Origin of the sequence: Marinomonas lutimaris, from assembly GCF_019426345.1 — a bacterium.
In the GTDB taxonomy this organism is placed as follows: domain Bacteria; phylum Pseudomonadota; class Gammaproteobacteria; order Pseudomonadales; family Marinomonadaceae; genus Marinomonas; species Marinomonas lutimaris.
On the sequence record NZ_JAHLLW010000010.1, the window covers coordinates 149,344 to 167,582 of the forward strand.

General features: G+C 44.8%; 16 protein-coding genes. 9 read left to right on the forward strand and 7 right to left on the reverse strand.

Going from position 1 to position 18,239, the window contains the following annotated elements; genetic code table 11:
- The first annotated feature begins 99 nt into the window (after nucleotides 1-99).
- Nucleotides 100-630 (forward strand): peroxiredoxin-like family protein, encoded by a 531-nt coding sequence (locus KPL72_RS13170; RefSeq protein WP_072840238.1) that lies wholly within the window; start codon nucleotides 100-102, stop codon nucleotides 628-630.
- An 83-nt stretch (nucleotides 631-713) separates the two neighbouring features.
- On the opposite strand, the gene KPL72_RS13175 is transcribed toward KPL72_RS13170, so the two are convergent.
- Entirely contained in the window at nucleotides 714-1,043 is a 330-nt protein-coding gene (locus KPL72_RS13175) for a DHCW motif cupin fold protein (RefSeq protein WP_114412335.1), read from the reverse strand.
- Nucleotides 1,044-1,156: 113 nt separating this feature from the next.
- The gene (locus tag KPL72_RS13180) at nucleotides 1,157-1,894 is read right to left on the reverse strand and encodes a GntR family transcriptional regulator (protein ID WP_219703193.1); all 738 of its coding nucleotides are present in this window, start codon (nucleotides 1,892-1,894) and stop codon (nucleotides 1,157-1,159) included.
- Nucleotides 1,895-2,061: 167 nt separating this feature from the next.
- On the opposite strand from KPL72_RS13180, the gene KPL72_RS13185 reads away from it, so the two are divergent.
- From KPL72_RS13185 to KPL72_RS13195, 3 genes are all read left to right on the forward strand, one after another.
- A complete protein-coding gene (locus tag KPL72_RS13185) occupies nucleotides 2,062-2,886 on the forward strand; it encodes an amidohydrolase family protein (RefSeq protein WP_219703195.1) in 825 nt (274 codons plus the stop codon).
- Between the two features lie 39 nt (nucleotides 2,887-2,925).
- The gene (locus KPL72_RS13190) at nucleotides 2,926-4,224 is read left to right on the forward strand and encodes an SLC13 family permease (protein ID WP_212917817.1); all 1,299 of its coding nucleotides are present in this window, start codon (nucleotides 2,926-2,928) and stop codon (nucleotides 4,222-4,224) included.
- 71 nt (nucleotides 4,225-4,295) lie between these two features.
- Nucleotides 4,296-6,191 (forward strand): methyl-accepting chemotaxis protein, encoded by a 1,896-nt coding sequence (locus KPL72_RS13195; protein ID WP_219703197.1) that lies wholly within the window; start codon nucleotides 4,296-4,298, stop codon nucleotides 6,189-6,191.
- A gap of 589 nt (nucleotides 6,192-6,780) precedes the next feature.
- On the opposite strand, the gene KPL72_RS13200 is transcribed toward KPL72_RS13195, so the two are convergent.
- Nucleotides 6,781-7,218 (reverse strand): GNAT family N-acetyltransferase, encoded by a 438-nt coding sequence (locus KPL72_RS13200; RefSeq protein ID WP_181858535.1) that lies wholly within the window; start codon nucleotides 7,216-7,218, stop codon nucleotides 6,781-6,783.
- 167 nt (nucleotides 7,219-7,385) lie between these two features.
- Between KPL72_RS13200 and KPL72_RS13205 the strand changes: the two genes are divergently transcribed.
- From KPL72_RS13205 to KPL72_RS13225, 5 genes are all read left to right on the forward strand, one after another.
- Complete coding sequence (locus KPL72_RS13205) at nucleotides 7,386-8,399, forward strand: sulfate ABC transporter substrate-binding protein (protein WP_249422241.1); 1,014 nt, start codon at nucleotides 7,386-7,388, stop codon at nucleotides 8,397-8,399.
- Between the two features lie 214 nt (nucleotides 8,400-8,613).
- Nucleotides 8,614-9,453 (forward strand): sulfate ABC transporter permease subunit CysT, encoded by an 840-nt coding sequence (gene cysT / locus KPL72_RS13210; RefSeq protein WP_219703199.1) that lies wholly within the window; start codon nucleotides 8,614-8,616, stop codon nucleotides 9,451-9,453.
- Complete coding sequence (cysW, locus tag KPL72_RS13215) at nucleotides 9,454-10,332, forward strand: sulfate ABC transporter permease subunit CysW (RefSeq protein WP_219703201.1); 879 nt, start codon at nucleotides 9,454-9,456, stop codon at nucleotides 10,330-10,332. It abuts the gene before it with no gap.
- A 10-nt stretch (nucleotides 10,333-10,342) separates the two neighbouring features.
- Nucleotides 10,343-11,443: a sulfate/molybdate ABC transporter ATP-binding protein gene (locus KPL72_RS13220; RefSeq protein ID WP_219703203.1), complete on the forward strand. Its 1,101-nt coding sequence runs from the start codon at nucleotides 10,343-10,345 to the stop codon at nucleotides 11,441-11,443.
- Between the two features lie 6 nt (nucleotides 11,444-11,449).
- Nucleotides 11,450-12,376 carry a CysB family HTH-type transcriptional regulator gene (locus KPL72_RS13225; protein WP_212917812.1) on the forward strand — a complete coding sequence of 309 codons (927 nt, stop codon included), beginning with the start codon at nucleotides 11,450-11,452 and terminating at the stop codon, nucleotides 12,374-12,376.
- Between the two features lie 16 nt (nucleotides 12,377-12,392).
- On the opposite strand, the gene KPL72_RS13230 is transcribed toward KPL72_RS13225, so the two are convergent.
- From KPL72_RS13230 to ureG, 4 genes are all read right to left on the reverse strand, one after another.
- Nucleotides 12,393-13,304, reverse strand: a complete 912-nt coding sequence (locus tag KPL72_RS13230) for a response regulator transcription factor (protein WP_219703205.1) — start codon at nucleotides 13,302-13,304, stop codon at nucleotides 12,393-12,395.
- Nucleotides 13,291-16,779 (reverse strand): hybrid sensor histidine kinase/response regulator, encoded by a 3,489-nt coding sequence (locus KPL72_RS13235; RefSeq protein ID WP_219703206.1) that lies wholly within the window; start codon nucleotides 16,777-16,779, stop codon nucleotides 13,291-13,293. Before KPL72_RS13235 ends, KPL72_RS13230 begins: the two co-directional genes overlap by 14 nt.
- A gap of 39 nt (nucleotides 16,780-16,818) precedes the next feature.
- The gene (locus KPL72_RS13240) at nucleotides 16,819-17,403 is read right to left on the reverse strand and encodes a HupE/UreJ family protein (RefSeq protein WP_219703207.1); all 585 of its coding nucleotides are present in this window, start codon (nucleotides 17,401-17,403) and stop codon (nucleotides 16,819-16,821) included.
- A 70-nt stretch (nucleotides 17,404-17,473) separates the two neighbouring features.
- On the reverse strand, nucleotides 17,474-18,115 hold the full coding sequence (ureG, locus tag KPL72_RS13245) for an urease accessory protein UreG (protein WP_072840224.1): 642 nt from the start codon (nucleotides 18,113-18,115) through the stop codon (nucleotides 17,474-17,476).
- Nucleotides 18,116-18,239 lie beyond the last annotated feature (124 nt).

The following is an 18,239-nucleotide window of genomic DNA, read 5'->3' on the forward strand; positions in this document are numbered from 1 at the left end:
CGATCTGCAACACATAAAGCACAAACAATCACCAATCATATCACCCTTAACCATAAACTGCCTTCATCAAAACAAACAACAGATTATGAGGTAAGCGAAATGTTCGTCCTAAAACCAAGAACAGCAACACCAAATCTCACTATTAATACTCTGAAAGAGTCTTGGTCACTTGCTCAGCAAGCACCTGAAAACTTCACCATGGTTGTCGTTTATCGTGGTTTGCATTGTTCTATTTGTAAAAATTACTTAAAAGAATTAAGTCGCCTAGCAGATGACTTTATCGCGAAAGGTGTGAATATCCTTGTACTAAGTTCCGACACAGAAGAGAGAGCCGCACAGGCATCAACAGAATGGGAAATTGAAAACTTAACCATGGGCTATGGCCTAACGGTTGAACAATCTCAAGCTTGGGGATTACACAGAAGTGCAGGCCGAGGTGTGACTAGCATTGGCATTGAAGAGCCTGCCGAGTTTACTGAACCTGGACTATTCCTTGTTCGCCCAGATGGCACATTATACTGGAGCAACATCAGCACTATGCCTTTTGCTCGTCCGCACTTCAAAGAAGTACTTGGCGCAATCGAATTTGCTGTCAGCAAAGATTATCCAGCACGCGGTGAACTTATTTAACAACAAAACGTGTATTGTGATTTGACGTTATACAATAAAAAGTAGAATCAACATCTCGGTTCTACTTTTTTATATCCAACACATCAATCTACAATAAATAGCGTTGCACCATCAGAAGTAGAAGAGCGATGTGGTTCGGCATCATCAGCCACTTGGTAACTCATACCTGCGGATAACACAAAAGTGCGACCGTCTTTTAATACGGTTTTTAACTCGCCACTCATGCAAAAAAGAATATGCCCTTTGGTACACCAATGATCCGCCAAATACCCAGCAGAATAAGTCACTATTCGAACTCGAATTTCACCAAATTGTTTGGTCTGCCAATAGGCGAATCCACTTTCGCCTTTGTGGGTCGTTTTTTCGACGCCTTGCCAATCGGTAATGCCAAAGGGTAAATCTGTAATCTTCATAAAAACGCCTTAAAATCCTTCTATTTACAAGACAATGCCGCTTCATTTGAGCGGCATAACATGAGATGTAGTAAGCGTTAGCAGAAGATTAAGGTCAAGTACTATCTTGAATGTTAAGCAATCTCTATTTGGTAACAAAACGTCTCTGCTGCACCATGCGAAATTCGGTATTCCAAGGGCGTTTTATCATAGCCATAAGCCACTCGTTCAATGACGGCTACAGGGCTGTTTTCAGTAGTTTTGAGTGCTTCAGCAATACGCGTATTTGCAGATTTAATCGTTAAGGTTTCTTTCGCTGAAGCAATAAGCTGCCCGCATTGTTGTTCATAAAATGGGTATAGCAAATTACCAAACTCAGATAGTTCTAAATCAATCAGGCTGGTAAAAAGTGATGCGGGCAGCCAAATCTCTTCCGTTAATACCACTCGATTTTCCAAAAATCGCAGACGTTCAAGACAAATTGCCTTGTCATTCACATCGATTGCTAATGCATCAGCCGCCTGCTGTGGTGGCTTTTTAAAGGTTCTAGATAACAGTTGACTTGTGGGCATAACAAAACGCCCATCGGAAGACATTTGACGGAAAAAACGAAATAGGGAAGCATTAAAATCAGGACGACGCACGAATGTGCCACGACCTTGACAGCGATAAAGCAAACCGTCATTAACTAAGGTGTCGACCGCTTTGCGAATAGTCCCAATGGCAACACCAAAGTTTTTTGTTAGCTCACTTTCCGTAGGAATTGGGGCATCCGGCAGCCAATTTCCTGCGCTAATATTTTCTAGCAACTCATCACGTACCTGTTGATAAAGCGGCAAACGTTGATCCCGCCCATGCTTAAACAGCGCCATTTTTATCTCTCATTGGTAAATTGCATCATTCTAATCTCCGCACAGCAAAGCGTCCACGATTGTTGACTTAATATTCATATAAACATATATTCATATATATGAATTACATAAATATACAAATATCCTTACAGTCACAATTTTAACAACATGTATGTAAAGGTTTTTTAATGATTTCTGACACCAATCTGCCAGTAAAGGGTATAGACACCCACGCGCATATTTTTCGTACTGATTTGCCAATGGCTGCAGAACGCAGATACGCGCCAGACTATAATGCCGTGCCTGAGGATTTCTTAACTCACTTAACAGACCACAACATTTCCCATGGTGTTTTAGTTCAGCCAAGCTTTTTAGGCACTGACAACCGCTTTATGGTGCAAGCCTTACGTCAATACCCTCAGCAATTGAAAGGTATTGCTGTTGTAGACCCTACGATTGGTGACCTTGAACTAGATGAATTGGATGCTGCGGGTGTCGTCGGTATTCGCCTAAACTTAATCAAAAAAACCTTAGAAGATTACACATCTCCTCTTTGGCAAACCTTTTTAAGTAAATTAGCAAAGCGTAAATGGGTTGTTGAGATTCAGCGAGAAATAGACGATTTGACACGTTTTCTACCAGCTATTTTAGAGTCGGGTGTTGAGGTTATTGTCGATCACTTTGGTCGTACCTTGAATGGGATTCAAGTATCTAACCCTGCCCACCAAGATTTTTTAGATTTGTTAAGCAGTGGCGCGCCAATCTGGACAAAAGTATCGGCCGCTTATCGCTGTAATGCCAATCTTGAACAAGCACAAGAAATGCTAGCAATCTTGCGTTCAGCCTATGGTCATTCAGACTACTTTTTATGGGGCAGTGATTGGCCGAACACTCAATTTGAAGCGCAGACAAATTACAAAGAACAATACGATTTTATGGAAGCTTTACTACCCAGCATGGATGAGCGGAATAAAGTACTGGTTATTAACCCAAGCAAACTATTTAAGTTTTAACCGCCAACCAAATAAGCACTGTAAAAGAGAAGCATAAAAATGAGTCTACTTGTTGTTGGAGCAATCCTACTATCCATCATCCTTGGTTATAAAACCCGAATTAATATCGGACTTTTTGCCATTGCCTTTGCCTATTTAATTGGTAGTTTTGCGCTTGGACTAAGTCCTAACGACATCATTAAAATGTGGCCGCTGAAGATCTTCTTCATCATTTTCTCTGTGTCCTTGTTTTACAGTTTTGCCATTATCAATGGCACGTTAGAAAAGCTAGCCGAGCATCTTATGTATCGTTGCCGCCGCTTTCCTCATTTGTTGCCGTACGCAATTTATATTACGACAACTATCATTTCTGCGCTTGGTGCAGGCTACTACACAGTTTTAGCCTTTATGGCACCTATCACGCTATTGCTTTGCCAACGAACTGGTATGAGCATGGTGATTGGTTCTATGTCAGTCGGGTACGGCGCATTAACTGGCGCGAATTTCATGTCTAGCCAAAGCGGTATTATTTTCCGCGGTATAATGGCGAACGCTGGTGTGACAGAGAATCAGGCATTCATCAACTCCATCGGTATTTTCTTGAGCACCGCGGTTATTCCTTTAATAGTGATAACAGCGTTGGTTTTCTTCACTAAGCACAGAAGCACCATCGCAAAAGGCGGCTACCAAGCAGACATTCCTACTCCATTTAATAAAGAACAACGTCAAACATTGACGCTAACGCTGATAATGATGGGCTTGGTCTTGCTTGCGCCAATTTCACATCTGTTATTACCTGACAATGCGACCATTACCTTCATCAATTCCAAAATGGATATTGGTTTAATTGCCAGCGTGTTCTCAGTTATTGCCCTATTGCTTAAATTGGGCGACGAACGCAAAGCTATTGCTTCTGTGCCTTGGTCAACTCTTATTATGATCTGTGGTGTAGGCATGTTGATTTCAGTGGCGATAAAAGCCGGCACGATCAATGACCTAGCATCTTGGATCGGCACCTCAATTCCTGCGGTCTTAGTGCCTGTTGTGTTTGGTATTGTTGCTGCATTTATGTCCCTATTTGCCAGTACATTGGGCGTGGTTACACCAGCCCTTTTCCCAATCGTACCGTCAATTGCTCAAAGCTTGTCACTGGATCCGATGATGCTGTTCATCTGTATCGTAGTAGGTGCACAGGCTACAGCGATATCACCTTTCTCCTCTGGAGGAAGTTTGATCCTTGGCGCCTGTCCAACAGAAGAAAGCAGAACAAAGCTGTTCCCTCAATTACTGTTCCGTGCAGCACCATTAGGTTTTGCAGCAGCCCTGATCTTTAATTTGCTAATCACCTTTGTCTTTTAGCGAACCCTAAACCTCTTTGGGCGTAGTCATCACTAAGGTGCTGCGCCCTTTTTTTATATGGAGATACACACATGACTCTTTCATTGCGCGCTCGGATCCTGAGCGTCAGCATTCTCGCTGTCGTCATAACGACGGCTTACCTTGTCACTGAAACAACCTTGTCCCTCACTCAGCAAATGCGTGATTCTTTATTAAAAGATATTCGCCACTTTTCCAGTGCCTATGGCGACAATACTAGTGAGTGGTTGAATAGCCGAAAAGTCATTGCGGCCTCTCTTGCGAGCACATTAGAACGAGCACCTGATCAATCACCTTATATTGCCATTAAACAAGCTTATGACAGTGGCCAATTTGCCCTAACTTATTTCGGCAATAATGACGGTAAGATGTACCGTCAAGATCCAGCATTAGACGCCAAGCGACCTGATTACGATCCACGCAAAAAAAGCTGGTACACAGAAGCCATGAGCATTGGTAAAGCCAGCATCCTCGGTCCAAATCTAAGTTCCACCACAAAAGAACTGGTTATTATCTTAACTAATCCTGTGACTAAAAATGGCCAAAAATTCGGTATGGTTGGTGCAAACCTAAGTTTGGATCAATTATCTAAACAGGTGGCTGAACTTGATATTCCAGGTTCTGGCTCTGCCATGATGGTGGCATCCAACAACGATATTATTGCCCATGCAAACAAAGACATGGTGATGCAAAAAGCCGAGTCTATATCTCCAATTTTCACACCTAAGTTGTTATCCAACCTAGTCAAAGAAGATAAATTAGCTGAAGAAACACTGAATGGCAAAGACGTTTTCGCCTACGCTCAAGCCATTCCAGGAACAGATTGGTCTTTAGTATTCACTATGGATAAAAGCGAACTTATGGCACCGGTTTACAAGGTCTTAGTTCGTCAAATAACAACCGCTGTTATTTTGTTAGTGGTGTTTATCTGCTTATTGTACTGGCTATTTAAAGTACTCTTTAGCGACCTAACTCGTGTCTCCAAAGCCTTGCAAGATATATCTAAGGGCAAAGGCGATTTACGCGCTCGCATTGAAGTAAAACGTGACGATGAAATCGGTGTATTGGCCCAAGGTTTTAATGACTTTGTTAGCCACATGCACGGCGTTGTTGAACGTCTAAAAGTACTTTCTAAAGACGTTGCGGATGAAGCACAGAACGTATCAAACTCTTCAACACAGAGTGCTTCCCGTGTTGCCACACAGCAACAAGAAATCGATATGGTTGCTTCCGCAGTTACTGAAATGGCGGCAGCAACTCACGAAATCGCGGGCAATGCAGAACAAACTGCCAAAGCGGCTAGCCACTCGGTGGAACTTGGTCAAAAAGGCAGTACACAAGTACAAAAGAGCCGTAACTCTACTTACCAGTTGGCCAACGAAGTGAGCCTTGCTACTGAGCAAATTTCTGCTTTGGATCACCATGCACAGCAAATCAGCGGTATTTTATCGACCATTACAGGCATCGCAGAGCAAACCAACTTACTCGCACTAAACGCAGCTATAGAAGCCGCTCGTGCAGGAGAACATGGTCGTGGTTTTGCAGTGGTAGCCGACGAAGTTCGCACGCTTTCTCAACGCACTCATTCTTCTACAGAAGAAATTCAAAAGATGATTGAATTGTTACAAGAGCAAACATCAAAAGCCGTTACTTCAATGCAAAACAGCAGCAGTAAAGCGCAAACCAGTGTGGCCGATGCGGATGCAGCAACAGAAAGCCTTGAAGAGATTGCTAATGCCATCATCAGCATTGCAGACATGGCAACACAAATTGCTACCGCTGCAGAAGAGCAAACTGCAGTAACTAATGAGATCAGCCAAAACAGCGAAATCATTCGTCAAGTGGCCGCCGATTTAGCAGATGAAAGCAAAACTGGTGTTGAGCAATCTAAACGACTTAGCCAACTTGCCAAGCAAGTTGATACCGAAGTTGGCCAGTTCCAGATCTAATTTAACAACGCTCATTCATCAGCTAAAAAAAGCCCCGCTGGCAAAACCAGCGGGGCTTTTTCATTGCAACAAAAAAAACGACAAGCGACACTGTCAGCCGCTTTCTGAAACAAGAGTTTTCTCAAAATTTAAGCAAAAAAAAGTGATGGCTCATAAATGAGACATCACCAAAAAAAAGGGAAGTACAGAATGAATCTTTAGCGATTTAAAGAATCATCACCCTTAAAAAAGGGCTACTGCCTCAACCTATAAAGCAGAAAAACCACAAAATAGCATAGAGAACAGATTCGTTGTCGAGCGGATAAAGTCTTATCAAACTCGCGAAAATTCAAAAGCTTTGAAAACTGTCATTACATGGAATAAATAGAAAAATCTAAGATCTAGCAGCCTTCAAGATGTGGTCATGATAAGAAGAAATTTGGCGCGAAACAATGCTTCAAAGACATCATGAACATTCTTGTCTCGTTCAAGCCTTTTGACGTAAATTCATGACAATTTGCAATAAACTGTCATAAAAATATAAAAAAAGATTACATAAAGCATATCTATCATTCTTTATGTAACCACCGAATCTGCCCCCCTTTTTTACTTATTTCAAAGACTGGATATCCGTCAAAACCCACGCACTGTTATGCTGGGTAAAACCAATTTTAGGATAATAATCTACCGCCTGAGGAGCAGACAAAAGGATCAAAGAACACTTTGGCTGTAAGGCTTCTTTTGTCATTCGTACCAAGGTTTTACCAATCCCTGATGCCTGTACGGTTTCATCTACCGCCAAGTCCGATAAATAACAGCAAAAAGCAAAATCCGTCACCGAGCGAGACACCCCCACCAAGGCTTCACCCTGCCATGCCGTAATCAACAAGTTGGCATTTGCTAACATCGCATTCACTGTCTCTATATTATCAATAGGACGACGCGCACCGAGTGTGGTTTTCGACAGCAGCTCAATAAACTGAGCCGCCGTAATAGCCTGATTTACCTTGTATGTAATAGCCAGTTCAGTGGATTGTTCAATGGACATAATGCGGACTCCTTTAACGTTAGCTAGCGCTGTGGCGAAGTTATCATTTAGCATTTTTTCGTATAAACAATCCATTTTAAATTGGTTTTGTTCGCACAAGTGTTTACTTAACCTTTCCTTGTCTTTAACACCTCAGGCCAACCTCATTTCACCAAGGAAAACAAAAAATGACCTTTAAAAAGCGACTCAGTTTATTGCCTTTCATTATTAGTGCTGCCGTGACTAGCCAACAACTCATAGCAAAAGACATCACCTTGCTCAATGTATCTTATGACCCAACACGGGAGCTTTATCAGGCGTTTAACCCGCTGTTTATCGACTATTGGAAGCAGCGCACTGGTGACGACGTCACGATCAAACAATCCCACGGTGGTGCAGGCAAACAAGCACGCGCTGTGATTGATGGTTTGCAAGCCGATGTAGTGACGTTAGCCTTGGCCTACGACATCGACGCGATTGCCGAAAAAACTGGCAACATAGATTCAAATTGGGAGGAAAAACTCCCCAACAACAGCGCGCCTTATACATCGACCATTGTTTTCTTGGTTCGAAAAGGCAATCCTAAAAACATCAAAGACTGGGACGATCTAGTCAAACCTGACATCCAAGTCATCACACCGAACCCGAAATCCTCTGGCGGGGCTCGTTGGAATTATTTAGCGGCTTGGGGTTATGCAGAAGAAAAATACGGCAGCAAAGAAAAAGCCAAAGACTATATTAAGCAGCTGTTTAAAAATGTCCCTGTGTTGGACAGCGGCGCCCGTGGCGCAACCAATACCTTTGTTCAACGTGGCATAGGCGATGTATTACTCGCATGGGAAAATGAAGCCTTTCTTGCCATAAATGAACTAGGCCCAGACCAGTTCGAAATTGTCGTGCCGTCTGTGTCTATCTTGGCGGAGCCACCTGTTGCCGTAGTAGATAAAGTCGCTGAAAAACATGGCACAAAAGAAGTGGCAGAAGCCTACTTAGCCTATTTATATTCACCCGAAGCACAAGGTTTGGCGGCAAAACATTACTACCGTCCAGTCTTACCAGCATTGGCAGATCCTAAGGACATCGCCCGCTTTCCAGAGATTAAAACCTTCACGGTTAAGCAGAAGTTCGGCAGTTGGCAGCAAGCGCAGAAAACTCATTTTAGTGATGGTGGGGAGTTTGACCAGATCTATACCGTTAAATAAGAACCAATCACCTTTTAATCTTCTAACCTCTTAACCTATAGACGCAAAACGGGCGCTCCATCAGCGTCCGTTTTGCGTTTAACATTTTACGTTTACGAGACCGTTTCACAAGAAAAGCCAAATCACTTTTCTTCATAAGCTTCGCATTTTTTCTTGGTTCTTCTGCATAAGCCATCCCCATAAACTACAGACTTTAGATATTCTGGAGTCAGTCATGAACACGCTTCGTCAATTTTCGGTGTTACCCGGATTTGGGTTATCTCTGGGTTATACCTTGGTGTATTTATCCCTCATTGTACTGGTTCCCATCAGCGCAGTTTTTATTTTCACCAGTCAGTTAAGCCTGAGTGAATATTGGCAAGTAGTGACTTCCCCTCGCGTTATGGCGTCGTATCAATTGTCATTTGGCACATCATTTTTAGCGGCTGGCATCAATGCCGTCTTCGGCGTGTTGCTGGCTTGGTGTTTAGTACGTTATTCCTTTCCCGGTAAACGCATCGTCGACGCCTTAATCGACTTGCCTTTTGCTTTGCCTACTGCGGTTGCTGGTATCGCCTTAACCGCTTTATACGCACAAAACGGTTGGCTAGGACAAATTATTGAAGGTTACTTTGGTATTAAGGTCGCTTTTACACCGATTGGTATCTTGATTGCGTTGGTGTTTATCGGCCTGCCTTTTGTGGTGAGAACGGTACAACCCGTATTGGAAGAAATCGATACCGAACTGGAAGAAGCCGCGTCAAGTCTAGGTGCGAGTCGTTGGCAAGCTTGTCGCTATGTGGTTTTACCCGTCTTGTTACCCGCCATCATGACGGGCTTTGCCCTAGCTTTTGCCCGTGCGGTGGGCGAATACGGCTCGGTTATTTTCATTGCCGGTAACATTCCTATGGTGTCCGAAATCACGCCCTTAATGATCATCAGCAAGCTAGAACAATACGACTACACAGGCGCGACAGCTATCGCTTCCGTCATGTTAATTGTGTCATTCATCTTATTACTACTGATTAATTTATTGCAGTCATGGACAGCCAAACAAACAGGAAGGAACGCTTAAATGAGCACACTTGCTATACAAACGCACCCGTCACAAACAACACGCTTTGAAAAGAACGCCGCAACACGCGAACCCAACTGGGTAAAATATTTACTGCTAGGAATCTCATTAAGCTTCTTTGCGCTGTTTTTATTATTGCCGTTAATCGCTGTCTTCACTGAAGCCTTACGCAAAGGATTAGAAACTTATTGGCTTGCATTTACGGATGCTGATGCCCTGTCCGCCATTGCTCTTACACTAACCGCCGCGCTGATATCTGTGCCGCTTAATCTGGTTTTTGGCGTAGCAGCCGCGTGGGCCATCACAAAATTTGAGTTTAGAGGTAAACAGATTTTAATCACCTTTATCGATCTGCCTTTTTCCATATCACCGGTCATTGTTGGCTTAAGTTTGGTATTGGTATTTGGTGTTCATGGTTGGTTTGGCGAATGGTTAGTCGCCAATGACGTCAAGGTTATTTTCGCCTTACCCGGCATTGTGCTGGCCACCATATTTGTGACCTTTCCATTTGTCGCGCGGGAACTGATTCCACTCATGCAAGCACAAGGCAAAGAGGAAGAAGAAGCTGCCATTGTGCTGGGTGCGAAAGGCTGGCAAACCTTTTGGTACGTGACCTTACCGAATATTAAATGGGGCTTGCTGTATGGCGTGATTCTCTGTAACGCCAGAGCCATGGGCGAGTTCGGCGCGGTATCGGTTGTATCTGGTCATATTCGTGGCGAAACCAACACTCTGCCCTTACATGTGGAAATTCTTTACAACGAATACAACTTCTCGGCGGCCTTCGCAGTGGCGTCTTTATTGGCTTTATTAGCCTTGCTGACCTTGGTCATCAAAAGCTATGTCGAACATAAAATCAGCAAAAGAACGAATGGATAATAGGTGATACATGAGCATTAACGTAAAAAATATACACAAGCAATTTGGCGAATTCACCGCCCTTGACGACATATCACTGGACTTTCCATCAGGCGAATTAGTGGCGCTACTTGGCCCATCTGGCTGCGGCAAAACCACGTTATTACGAATCATTGCCGGATTAGAACAAGCCGATCAGGGTGACATTATTTTGGATGGCGAAAACGCCTCAAACACGCATGTTAGAGATCGTCAGGTCGGCTTTGTTTTCCAGCATTACGCCTTATTCAAGCACATGACGATTTTTGACAATGTCGCCTTCGGTTTAAGAATGAAACCTAAAGCACAACGTCCGTCTGAGTCAAAAATACGCGAAAAAGTATTCAGTTTATTGCAACTTGTGCAATTGGATTGGTTGGCAGATCGCTTCCCTGCACAACTCTCTGGCGGCCAGCGTCAGCGTATCGCCTTGGCCAGAGCCTTAGCGGTCGAACCACGCGTTTTGTTACTGGATGAACCCTTTGGCGCCTTAGATGCAAAAGTACGAAAAGAACTACGTCGTTGGTTGCGAAAACTCCATGACGAGCTGCATATCACCTCTATTTTTGTCACGCACGATCAAGAAGAAGCACTAGAAGTCGCCGACCGAGTGGTTTTAATGGATCACGGCAAAGTAGAACAAGTCGGCACACCAGAAGCAGTTTACAACCATCCTCAGACGCCCTTTGTCTACAGCTTTTTAGGTTCGGTGAACGTGTTTCATGGCCGTGCGGAGCAAGAGCATTTACAAGTTGGTAATGAACAATTGCGCCACCATAATGATTCTTACGGCCATAGCAAAGACGTGTTTGCCTTTGCCAGACCCCATGAAATAAAAATCGTCGATAATAACCATCACGAAGGCGTATCCGCACGAATAAGCCGTGTATTATCCTTTGGTATAGAAACCAAGGTGGAACTGGACGGTCTTAACGGCACACATTACGAAGTCCACTTGTCCCAGCAACAGCGACAAGCTCAATCTCTGTACATTGGACAAGAGGTCAAATTGGTTCCCTCGGCTTTAGCGCTCTTCCCAAGAGAACTAGAAACATCAGCACAAGCCCAACGACTTAGCGAACAACAAGGATAACGACCAGTGAATTTCCAGCAATTACGTATTTTGCGAGAAACCGTCAGACAGGATTTCAATCTGACGGAGGCGGCTAACCACCTTTTTACGTCGCAATCGGGTGTTTCTAAACACATCAAAGATTTAGAAGACGAGCTAGGTGTCGAACTGTTTGTTAGAAAAGGCAAACGGCTGCTCGGACTCACCGAACCGGGCAAAGAATTAATCAAAATTGCCGAACGGATTCTGTTGGATGCCAACAACATCAAAAACTTAGCAGATCACTATCGCGACAACGACAGTGGCGAACTCACCATCGCCACTACTCACACTCAGGCGCGATATATCCTGCCGGCAGTGATTACTTTATTTAAGCAAAAGTACCCAAAAGTCCATTTGAAGTTACATCAAGGTAGTCCAAGCGAAATTGCCAAGCTGTTACTCGCCGGCGAAGCAGACATTGGTATTGCCACAGAGACACTGGGCGACATCGCCGAATTGGCGAGCTTCCCTTACTATCAATGGACGCACACCGTCGTCGTGCCCAAAGATCACCCATTGAATCAGCATCCACAACCACTGACATTAAAAGCCATCAACGCTTATCCGATAGTGACCTATCACGATGGGTTTACTGGTCGAGCCAATATCGAAAAAGCCTTTCGGCATGCGGGTGAAAAACCGAATATCGACATGTCAGCGTTAGATGCGGACGTCATCAAATCGTATGTAGAATTGGGCATGGGCGTGGGGATTATTGCTTCCGTCGCTTACGACGAAAAACGTGACACAGATCTGGTTACCTTACCATCACAACATTTGTTCGAACCGAGTTGGAGTAAAATTGGCTTACGCCGAGGGCATTATTTACGCCAATACGCCTACGACTTTATTCATTTATGCGCCGACAACTTAACCGCCGACGTGATAAATGCAGAAATAAAGCCCGAATAACTGACACCTCTTTTAATTATCGCTCTGCCGACAAGACTCGCAGCGCTACACCAGCGGCTGAAGTTCGATTTTCAACACCAAGTTTTGGAAAAATTTGCTCTAGATGCTTGTTAACTGTACGCGGGCTCATTTCGAGAATTTCCGCGATTTCTCGGTTGGTTTTACCGTTGGCAATCCAGTGCAATACTTCTGATTCGCGATCCGTTAAATCCAGCTCTTTCTTCAACAAGGCTGGGCCTGCTGGTTTATCGCCGTCTTCCAGTCGTAATAGCACTTCTTTTTGCTCAGTGATCCCCATCATTTTCAGTGCCAAAGGGTATTCCAAACCGCTGAGTTTCAAGACGTTGCCGACCACGGGTTGATGAGCTAACCAAAGACGTATTTGCAAGGCCAGTTCCGTACTTTGCCATTCGCTGCTGGCGCGTGCTTTGGCAAGCAAGGCATAAGTTTGCGGCGTTGCCCAAGCAATTTCCCCTGCATAGGTTGTCGTCATTAAATACTGTCCCATACTATCAAGTGCTGATTGTGCATTGTTGCTCAAACGAGCATTAGACAAGTGCACACGCATGCGAGCAATCAGCTCATTAGGTTGAATTGGCTTAGTGAGATAATCCACTCCACCTGCTTCTAAACCGCGCACAATATCATCGGTATCACTCAAACCTGTCATGAAAATAACCGGAATCGACGCCAAGCTTTGGTCGGCTTTTAGTGCTCGACACGTTTCAAAACCATCCATATTCGGCATGATGGCATCGAGCAAAATAATGTCTGGACGAATCCGTCGGGCGATGGTTAAGGCTTGCTTGCCTTCAAGGGCAACAAGCACATCCATATTAGCCGCTTCCAAGGTGTCATGAATTAGGCTCAACGCATCTGGCGAGTCGTCGACCACTAAAACAATGTCACTTTTACTACTCGGATTCATAATTAGACTTCTCACTTACATCACTGATTACATATGAGTTTTTTTGTATATATTGGGCAATCGCATCGAACTGAAAACTTTGATACAAGCTCTCTAATTGCTGCAAATGGCTCGCTGCAATCACCTCTGTTTTAGCCAATTGATCCAGCACACCACGCACGCCTTTTTTGTAACCCATTTCCGCGAATGCCATCAGTTCGCGCACGCTTTCATGGTCTGGAATAGCCGCTGCTTGTTGCTTATCTAACGCGATCTGATGAGACTCTTCACTGCTGCCAGAAAGCTTTTCTATAGAAATCGGTGCCAAGGTGTCTAATTCAGTTTCTTGATACACCCAATCCAGCACCAGCCAGTTTTTAATCGCATCCAACAAAGCACTGTTGTTCACCGGTTTAACCAAATACTGATTAAACGCAGCTTGCTCGTCAGGCTTACGCTGATTTTCTTTGGCATCGGCGGACAACATAATAATCGGCGTGCTGTAAGCGCGATCTCGTAACAGCTTAGCCAAGCTCAAGCCATCCATTCCAGGCATAGACACATCCAATACGAATAAATCTGGCGAGCAGGATTCCAACTCATCCAAGCAGCTTTCAGCATTGGCGGCTTCCAACACATTAAAACCAAGCGGCACGAGAATATCCGACAACAAACCACGCACCACCGGATCATCGTCCACTACCATCAGAGTACGCTGATAGCCACGATAACTCACGATGCGTTTGTATTCATAAGCGGAGCCATCTCCTTGGCTAACCCAAGGCAACATCAGGCTAACGCGAAACTCACTGCCTTCGCCGACCACAGAATGAGCTTGTATATCACCGCCCATAATTTCCGTCAGCAACTTCACTATGGTCAAGCCCAAGCCAGTGCCGGGTAAATTGCCAGTACTGACGTCGCGGACTCGCTCGAACGGATCAAAAATACGTTTTAAATGACCTTCTTTAATGCCAACGCCCGTGTCGCGAATAACAAACTCCGCCACTTGGTTGCGATAATTCACTTCGAACAAAACTGAGCCTTTTGGCGTGTATTTCACCGCATTTGATAACAAATTTATCAAAATTTGCCGTAAACGTTTTTCATCCGTCACCACATGCTGAGGCAAAGGCGCGAGAATTTTCGACTGTAATTGAATGCCTTTGTCACGAGCCTGCATGGCAAACATACTATTTAGCTGATCGATCAATTTCGGAAAATCCACCGTATTGCGATACAAATCAAAGCGCCCCGCTTCAATCTTCGAAATATCCAACAAACCTTCGATCAAATCTGCCAAATACAAACCACTACGATGAATAATATCCAAGCCGTTCTGATGCCCTGAAGGCGTATTGGCTTTTTCTGACAAGAGCTGCGCATAGCCAATAATGGATTGCAGTGGCGTGCGTAATTCGTGACTTATACCGGTTAAATAGCGACTTTTCGCTTCATTTGCCCGCTCAGCTTGCTCTTTGGCATGTTGTAATGCACGGTCAGTTTCTTGGTGAGCGTCAATCTCACGAATCAATTTTCGCGTTTGTCGATTCGACTCTTTCTGCGCCACCACTCGGCTCTCATGAGCAAGTACAAACAACCAAGATAAAACGCCAGAAACGATCAATAAGGTAAAAAACAGCGCCAACATGGTGTCTTTCAACAAGACAGCTTCATTCAGCGAACTCGGTGCCATCTGCCGATAAATCAACATCATCAAGGCTGCGTTGATAATATTGATCACCAGCAACAAAGACGCAAAGCGACCAAAACGAGAACTCAGTGCTTTTACCAAACCTTTAGGCAAAAACAGCTTTAAGAAATAATCACTCTGCTGACCGATACTCGCCTGGGGCTTGCAACTGTCTAAACAGCGCACATCCAAGGAACAACACAAGGAACAAATCGGCTGCATGTAGGCCGAGCAAAAACTCATGTCTTCCGTTTCGAAAGCATTCTCACAAATCCCGCAGGTCAAGGTGACATACTTAGGATTGCGTTGCTTTGCTAACTCGATCATCGGAATCAGTTCAGGGCTTTGGCGAGCAAGGTAATATTTGCCCTTGGTAAGCCATGCGATCAGCGGCACAAAGACAAAACACGAGCCCAACGAAATGAAGTGGCATAAGCTTTTTGCCACTTCACCAAAGACACCTAAATAACTCACTAACCCTAACGTGGTCGCGATCAACATCGAGCCCGTTCCTACCGGATTAATGTCGTATAAATGCGCGCGTTTGAACTCGACATAATTGGGACTTAACCCCAAGGGTTTGTTGATCAATAAATCCGCCGACAAACTGCCCAGCCAGCTCACCGCAGCGATGGCAAACACGCCCAAAATCGCACCCAAGGCTTGGTAAATCCCCAACTCCATTAGCAATAACGCAATGGTGACGTTAAACACCAACCAAACCACACGCCCCGGATGAGAGTGAGTTAAACGCGAGAAGAAATTAGACCAAGCAATAGAACCAGCATACGCGTTGGTTAAATTGATTTTCATCTGGCAGATAAACACAAACACCGCAGCCAACAACAAGGCCGTAGTCGGGGAGGTAGTCAAAAAGAAAAAGATGCGCTGATACAAATAAGTTGGATCGGTGGCTTGTATCGCGGAAGCACCATCAGAGATTGCCAAGTAGGCCAAAAAAGAGCCCAACAGCATTTTGATGGCACCAATAAACACCCAACCAGGACCCGCTAAAATCAGCCAAAACCACCAGCGACGGCGGTTTTGTTTGTTCTTGATAGGAAAAAAACGTAAATAGTCGACTTGCTCGCCAATCTGCGCCATCAAGGCAAACAAAACAGACGCCGCCGAACCAAACAGTATCCAATCGAAATGCGTGCTTTGTGGTAAATCCACTGGCGCGTATTGCGTCCAACCTTCGAAGTTTTGGTATTCCTGCGTCACCACCACGCCGATAGCCGCCACTTGCAACACCAACCAAATCCACTGGCTGCCATTTTGAAAGCGACTAATAGCACGAATACCGTGTGTCACAATGGGAATAACAAAAATCGCCGAGAGCGCATAACCCAAGGCCAACGGAATCCCCAACAGAACTTCCAACGCCGAGGCCAAAATAGCCGCTTCTATGGCAAAGAAAATAAAGGTGAACGACGCGTAAATCAGCGAGGTTATCGTCGACCCAAGATAGCCAAAACCCGCTCCTCGAGTCAGTAAATCTATGTCCAAGCCATGCTTGGCAGAATAATAAGCAATGGGGAAACCGGTTATAAAAAACACCGCCAACACAGTGAGAATCGCCGCTACGGCATTAGTAAACCCATACGCCAGTGTAATAACCGCAGCCAATCCCTCTAGCGCCAAAAACGCGGTAGCACCGAGCGCCGTATGACCGACACGCTCGATGCTCATGGTGTGACCTTGCTTGGAAGTGTAGCGTAACGCGTAATCTTCCATCGTTTGGTCAGCAACCCACTTGTTATAGTGGCGTCGCACTTTAAAGATCTTTTGTGCCGCTGTCATAATATCTCGGACTTAGGCATTAAGATGCCGACCATCTTCTTATGCAAAAGCAAGAAACAAACCCGCTGTCGCAATTAAAGAACCACTAATGCGCGTCGCCAAAGGCGTGCCGATTTTCGCCATTACCTGACCAACCCCCAAACCAACCACATGCAAGCCAGCCGTTGCCAAAGCAAAGCCCAGCGCATATTGCAGGCCATTGGCACTCAAAGGCATTTCCATACCGTGAGCGGCACCGTGGAATAACGCAAAACCACCAGCAATCGCCACGCAAACCGCCGTTGGTAAACGCTTAGCAAACAACACCAAAGCGCCCAAAATGATGACAGACAACAAAATACCTTGCTCAACAAATGGCACATTTAATCCCGCCACCGCTAAGCCGCCACCTAGTAACATAGTCACAACAAACGCCACTGGAATTGCCCACAAAGCGCGACCTCCAATACTCGCCGCCCAAAGACCAATCGCCACCATGGCCAAAAGATGATCTAAACCCCCCATAGGGTGGGAAAAGCCCGTCATAAAACTGGACGAGTGTTCGTGCCCCGGATGAGCAAACACAGAACCTGTCGCTACTAACGAAGCCGCAGCAAACAAGCCTTTTGTTTTCAATGCCTTCATGATTTTTCTCCTAATACTTGATCAACCAAAACTTAATACTTCCCAAAGTCGTTACGAGCGCAGTAGTCGTTTAAACGACGGCCTTCGCTGCTGGTAACTCTTTTGCTTCCAACATCCCTTCCGACACAATGATCTGAATAATCTCATCCAAACCTTGGGCTTTTTTAAGATTCGAAAAAATAAACGGACGGTCACCTCGTTGAATCTTGGCGTCGTGCGCCATAACGTCCAAAGACGCACCAACCAAAGGAGCCAAGTCGGTTTTATTAATAATCAACAAATCGGACTTGGTAATACCTGGACCGCCTTTACGAGGAATCTTGTCACCGGCGGAGACATCAATAACATAAATGGTAAAATCGGATAGCTCTGGACTAAAGGTCGCACTCAAGTTGTCGCCACCACTTTCCACAAACACCACATCCAATTCGCCATGACGTTCTAGCAATTGGTCAATCGCCGCCAAGTTCATCGACGCGTCTTCACGAATCGCCGTATGCGGACAACCGCCGGTTTCGACACCGATAATACGATCTGCATCCAAGGCTTCATGCTGAGTTAGGAACTTCGCGTCTTCTTGGGTGTAAATATCATTGGTCACCACGGCAATGTTGTAATAGTCACGCATAGCACTACACAAAGAACGCAATAAAGCCGTTTTTCCTGATCCTACTGGACCACCTACACCAATTCGTAACGTTTGTTTTTTCATACTGGGTTCCTTTTAAAAATACATTAGAAATCTTCTGGTTGTTATTTCCACTCGCAAAACTACAAAACCAAAATACATACATGAACCAAACACGTAGGCCGGATGAATCGAGGGACGAAGATGT

Coding starts and splice junctions, on each gene's coding strand:
- KPL72_RS13170 (WP_072840238.1), top strand. CDS start 100: ATGTTCGTCCTAAAACCAAGAACAGCAACACCAAATCTCACTATTAAT.
- KPL72_RS13175 (WP_114412335.1), bottom strand. CDS start 1,043: ATGAAGATTACAGATTTACCCTTTGGCATTACCGATTGGCAAGGCGTC.
- KPL72_RS13180 (WP_219703193.1), bottom strand. CDS start 1,894: ATGGCGCTGTTTAAGCATGGGCGGGATCAACGTTTGCCGCTTTATCAA.
- KPL72_RS13185 (WP_219703195.1), top strand. CDS start 2,062: ATGATTTCTGACACCAATCTGCCAGTAAAGGGTATAGACACCCACGCG.
- KPL72_RS13190 (WP_212917817.1), top strand. CDS start 2,926: ATGAGTCTACTTGTTGTTGGAGCAATCCTACTATCCATCATCCTTGGT.
- KPL72_RS13195 (WP_219703197.1), top strand. CDS start 4,296: ATGACTCTTTCATTGCGCGCTCGGATCCTGAGCGTCAGCATTCTCGCT.
- KPL72_RS13200 (WP_181858535.1), bottom strand. CDS start 7,218: ATGTCCATTGAACAATCCACTGAACTGGCTATTACATACAAGGTAAAT.
- KPL72_RS13205 (WP_249422241.1), top strand. CDS start 7,386: ATGACCTTTAAAAAGCGACTCAGTTTATTGCCTTTCATTATTAGTGCT.
- cysT (WP_219703199.1), top strand. CDS start 8,614: ATGAACACGCTTCGTCAATTTTCGGTGTTACCCGGATTTGGGTTATCT.
- cysW (WP_219703201.1), top strand. CDS start 9,454: ATGAGCACACTTGCTATACAAACGCACCCGTCACAAACAACACGCTTT.
- KPL72_RS13220 (WP_219703203.1), top strand. CDS start 10,343: ATGAGCATTAACGTAAAAAATATACACAAGCAATTTGGCGAATTCACC.
- KPL72_RS13230 (WP_219703205.1), bottom strand. CDS start 13,304: ATGAATCCGAGTAGTAAAAGTGACATTGTTTTAGTGGTCGACGACTCG.
- KPL72_RS13235 (WP_219703206.1), bottom strand. CDS start 16,779: ATGACAGCGGCACAAAAGATCTTTAAAGTGCGACGCCACTATAACAAG.
- KPL72_RS13240 (WP_219703207.1), bottom strand. CDS start 17,403: ATGAAGGCATTGAAAACAAAAGGCTTGTTTGCTGCGGCTTCGTTAGTA.
- ureG (WP_072840224.1), bottom strand. CDS start 18,115: ATGAAAAAACAAACGTTACGAATTGGTGTAGGTGGTCCAGTAGGATCA.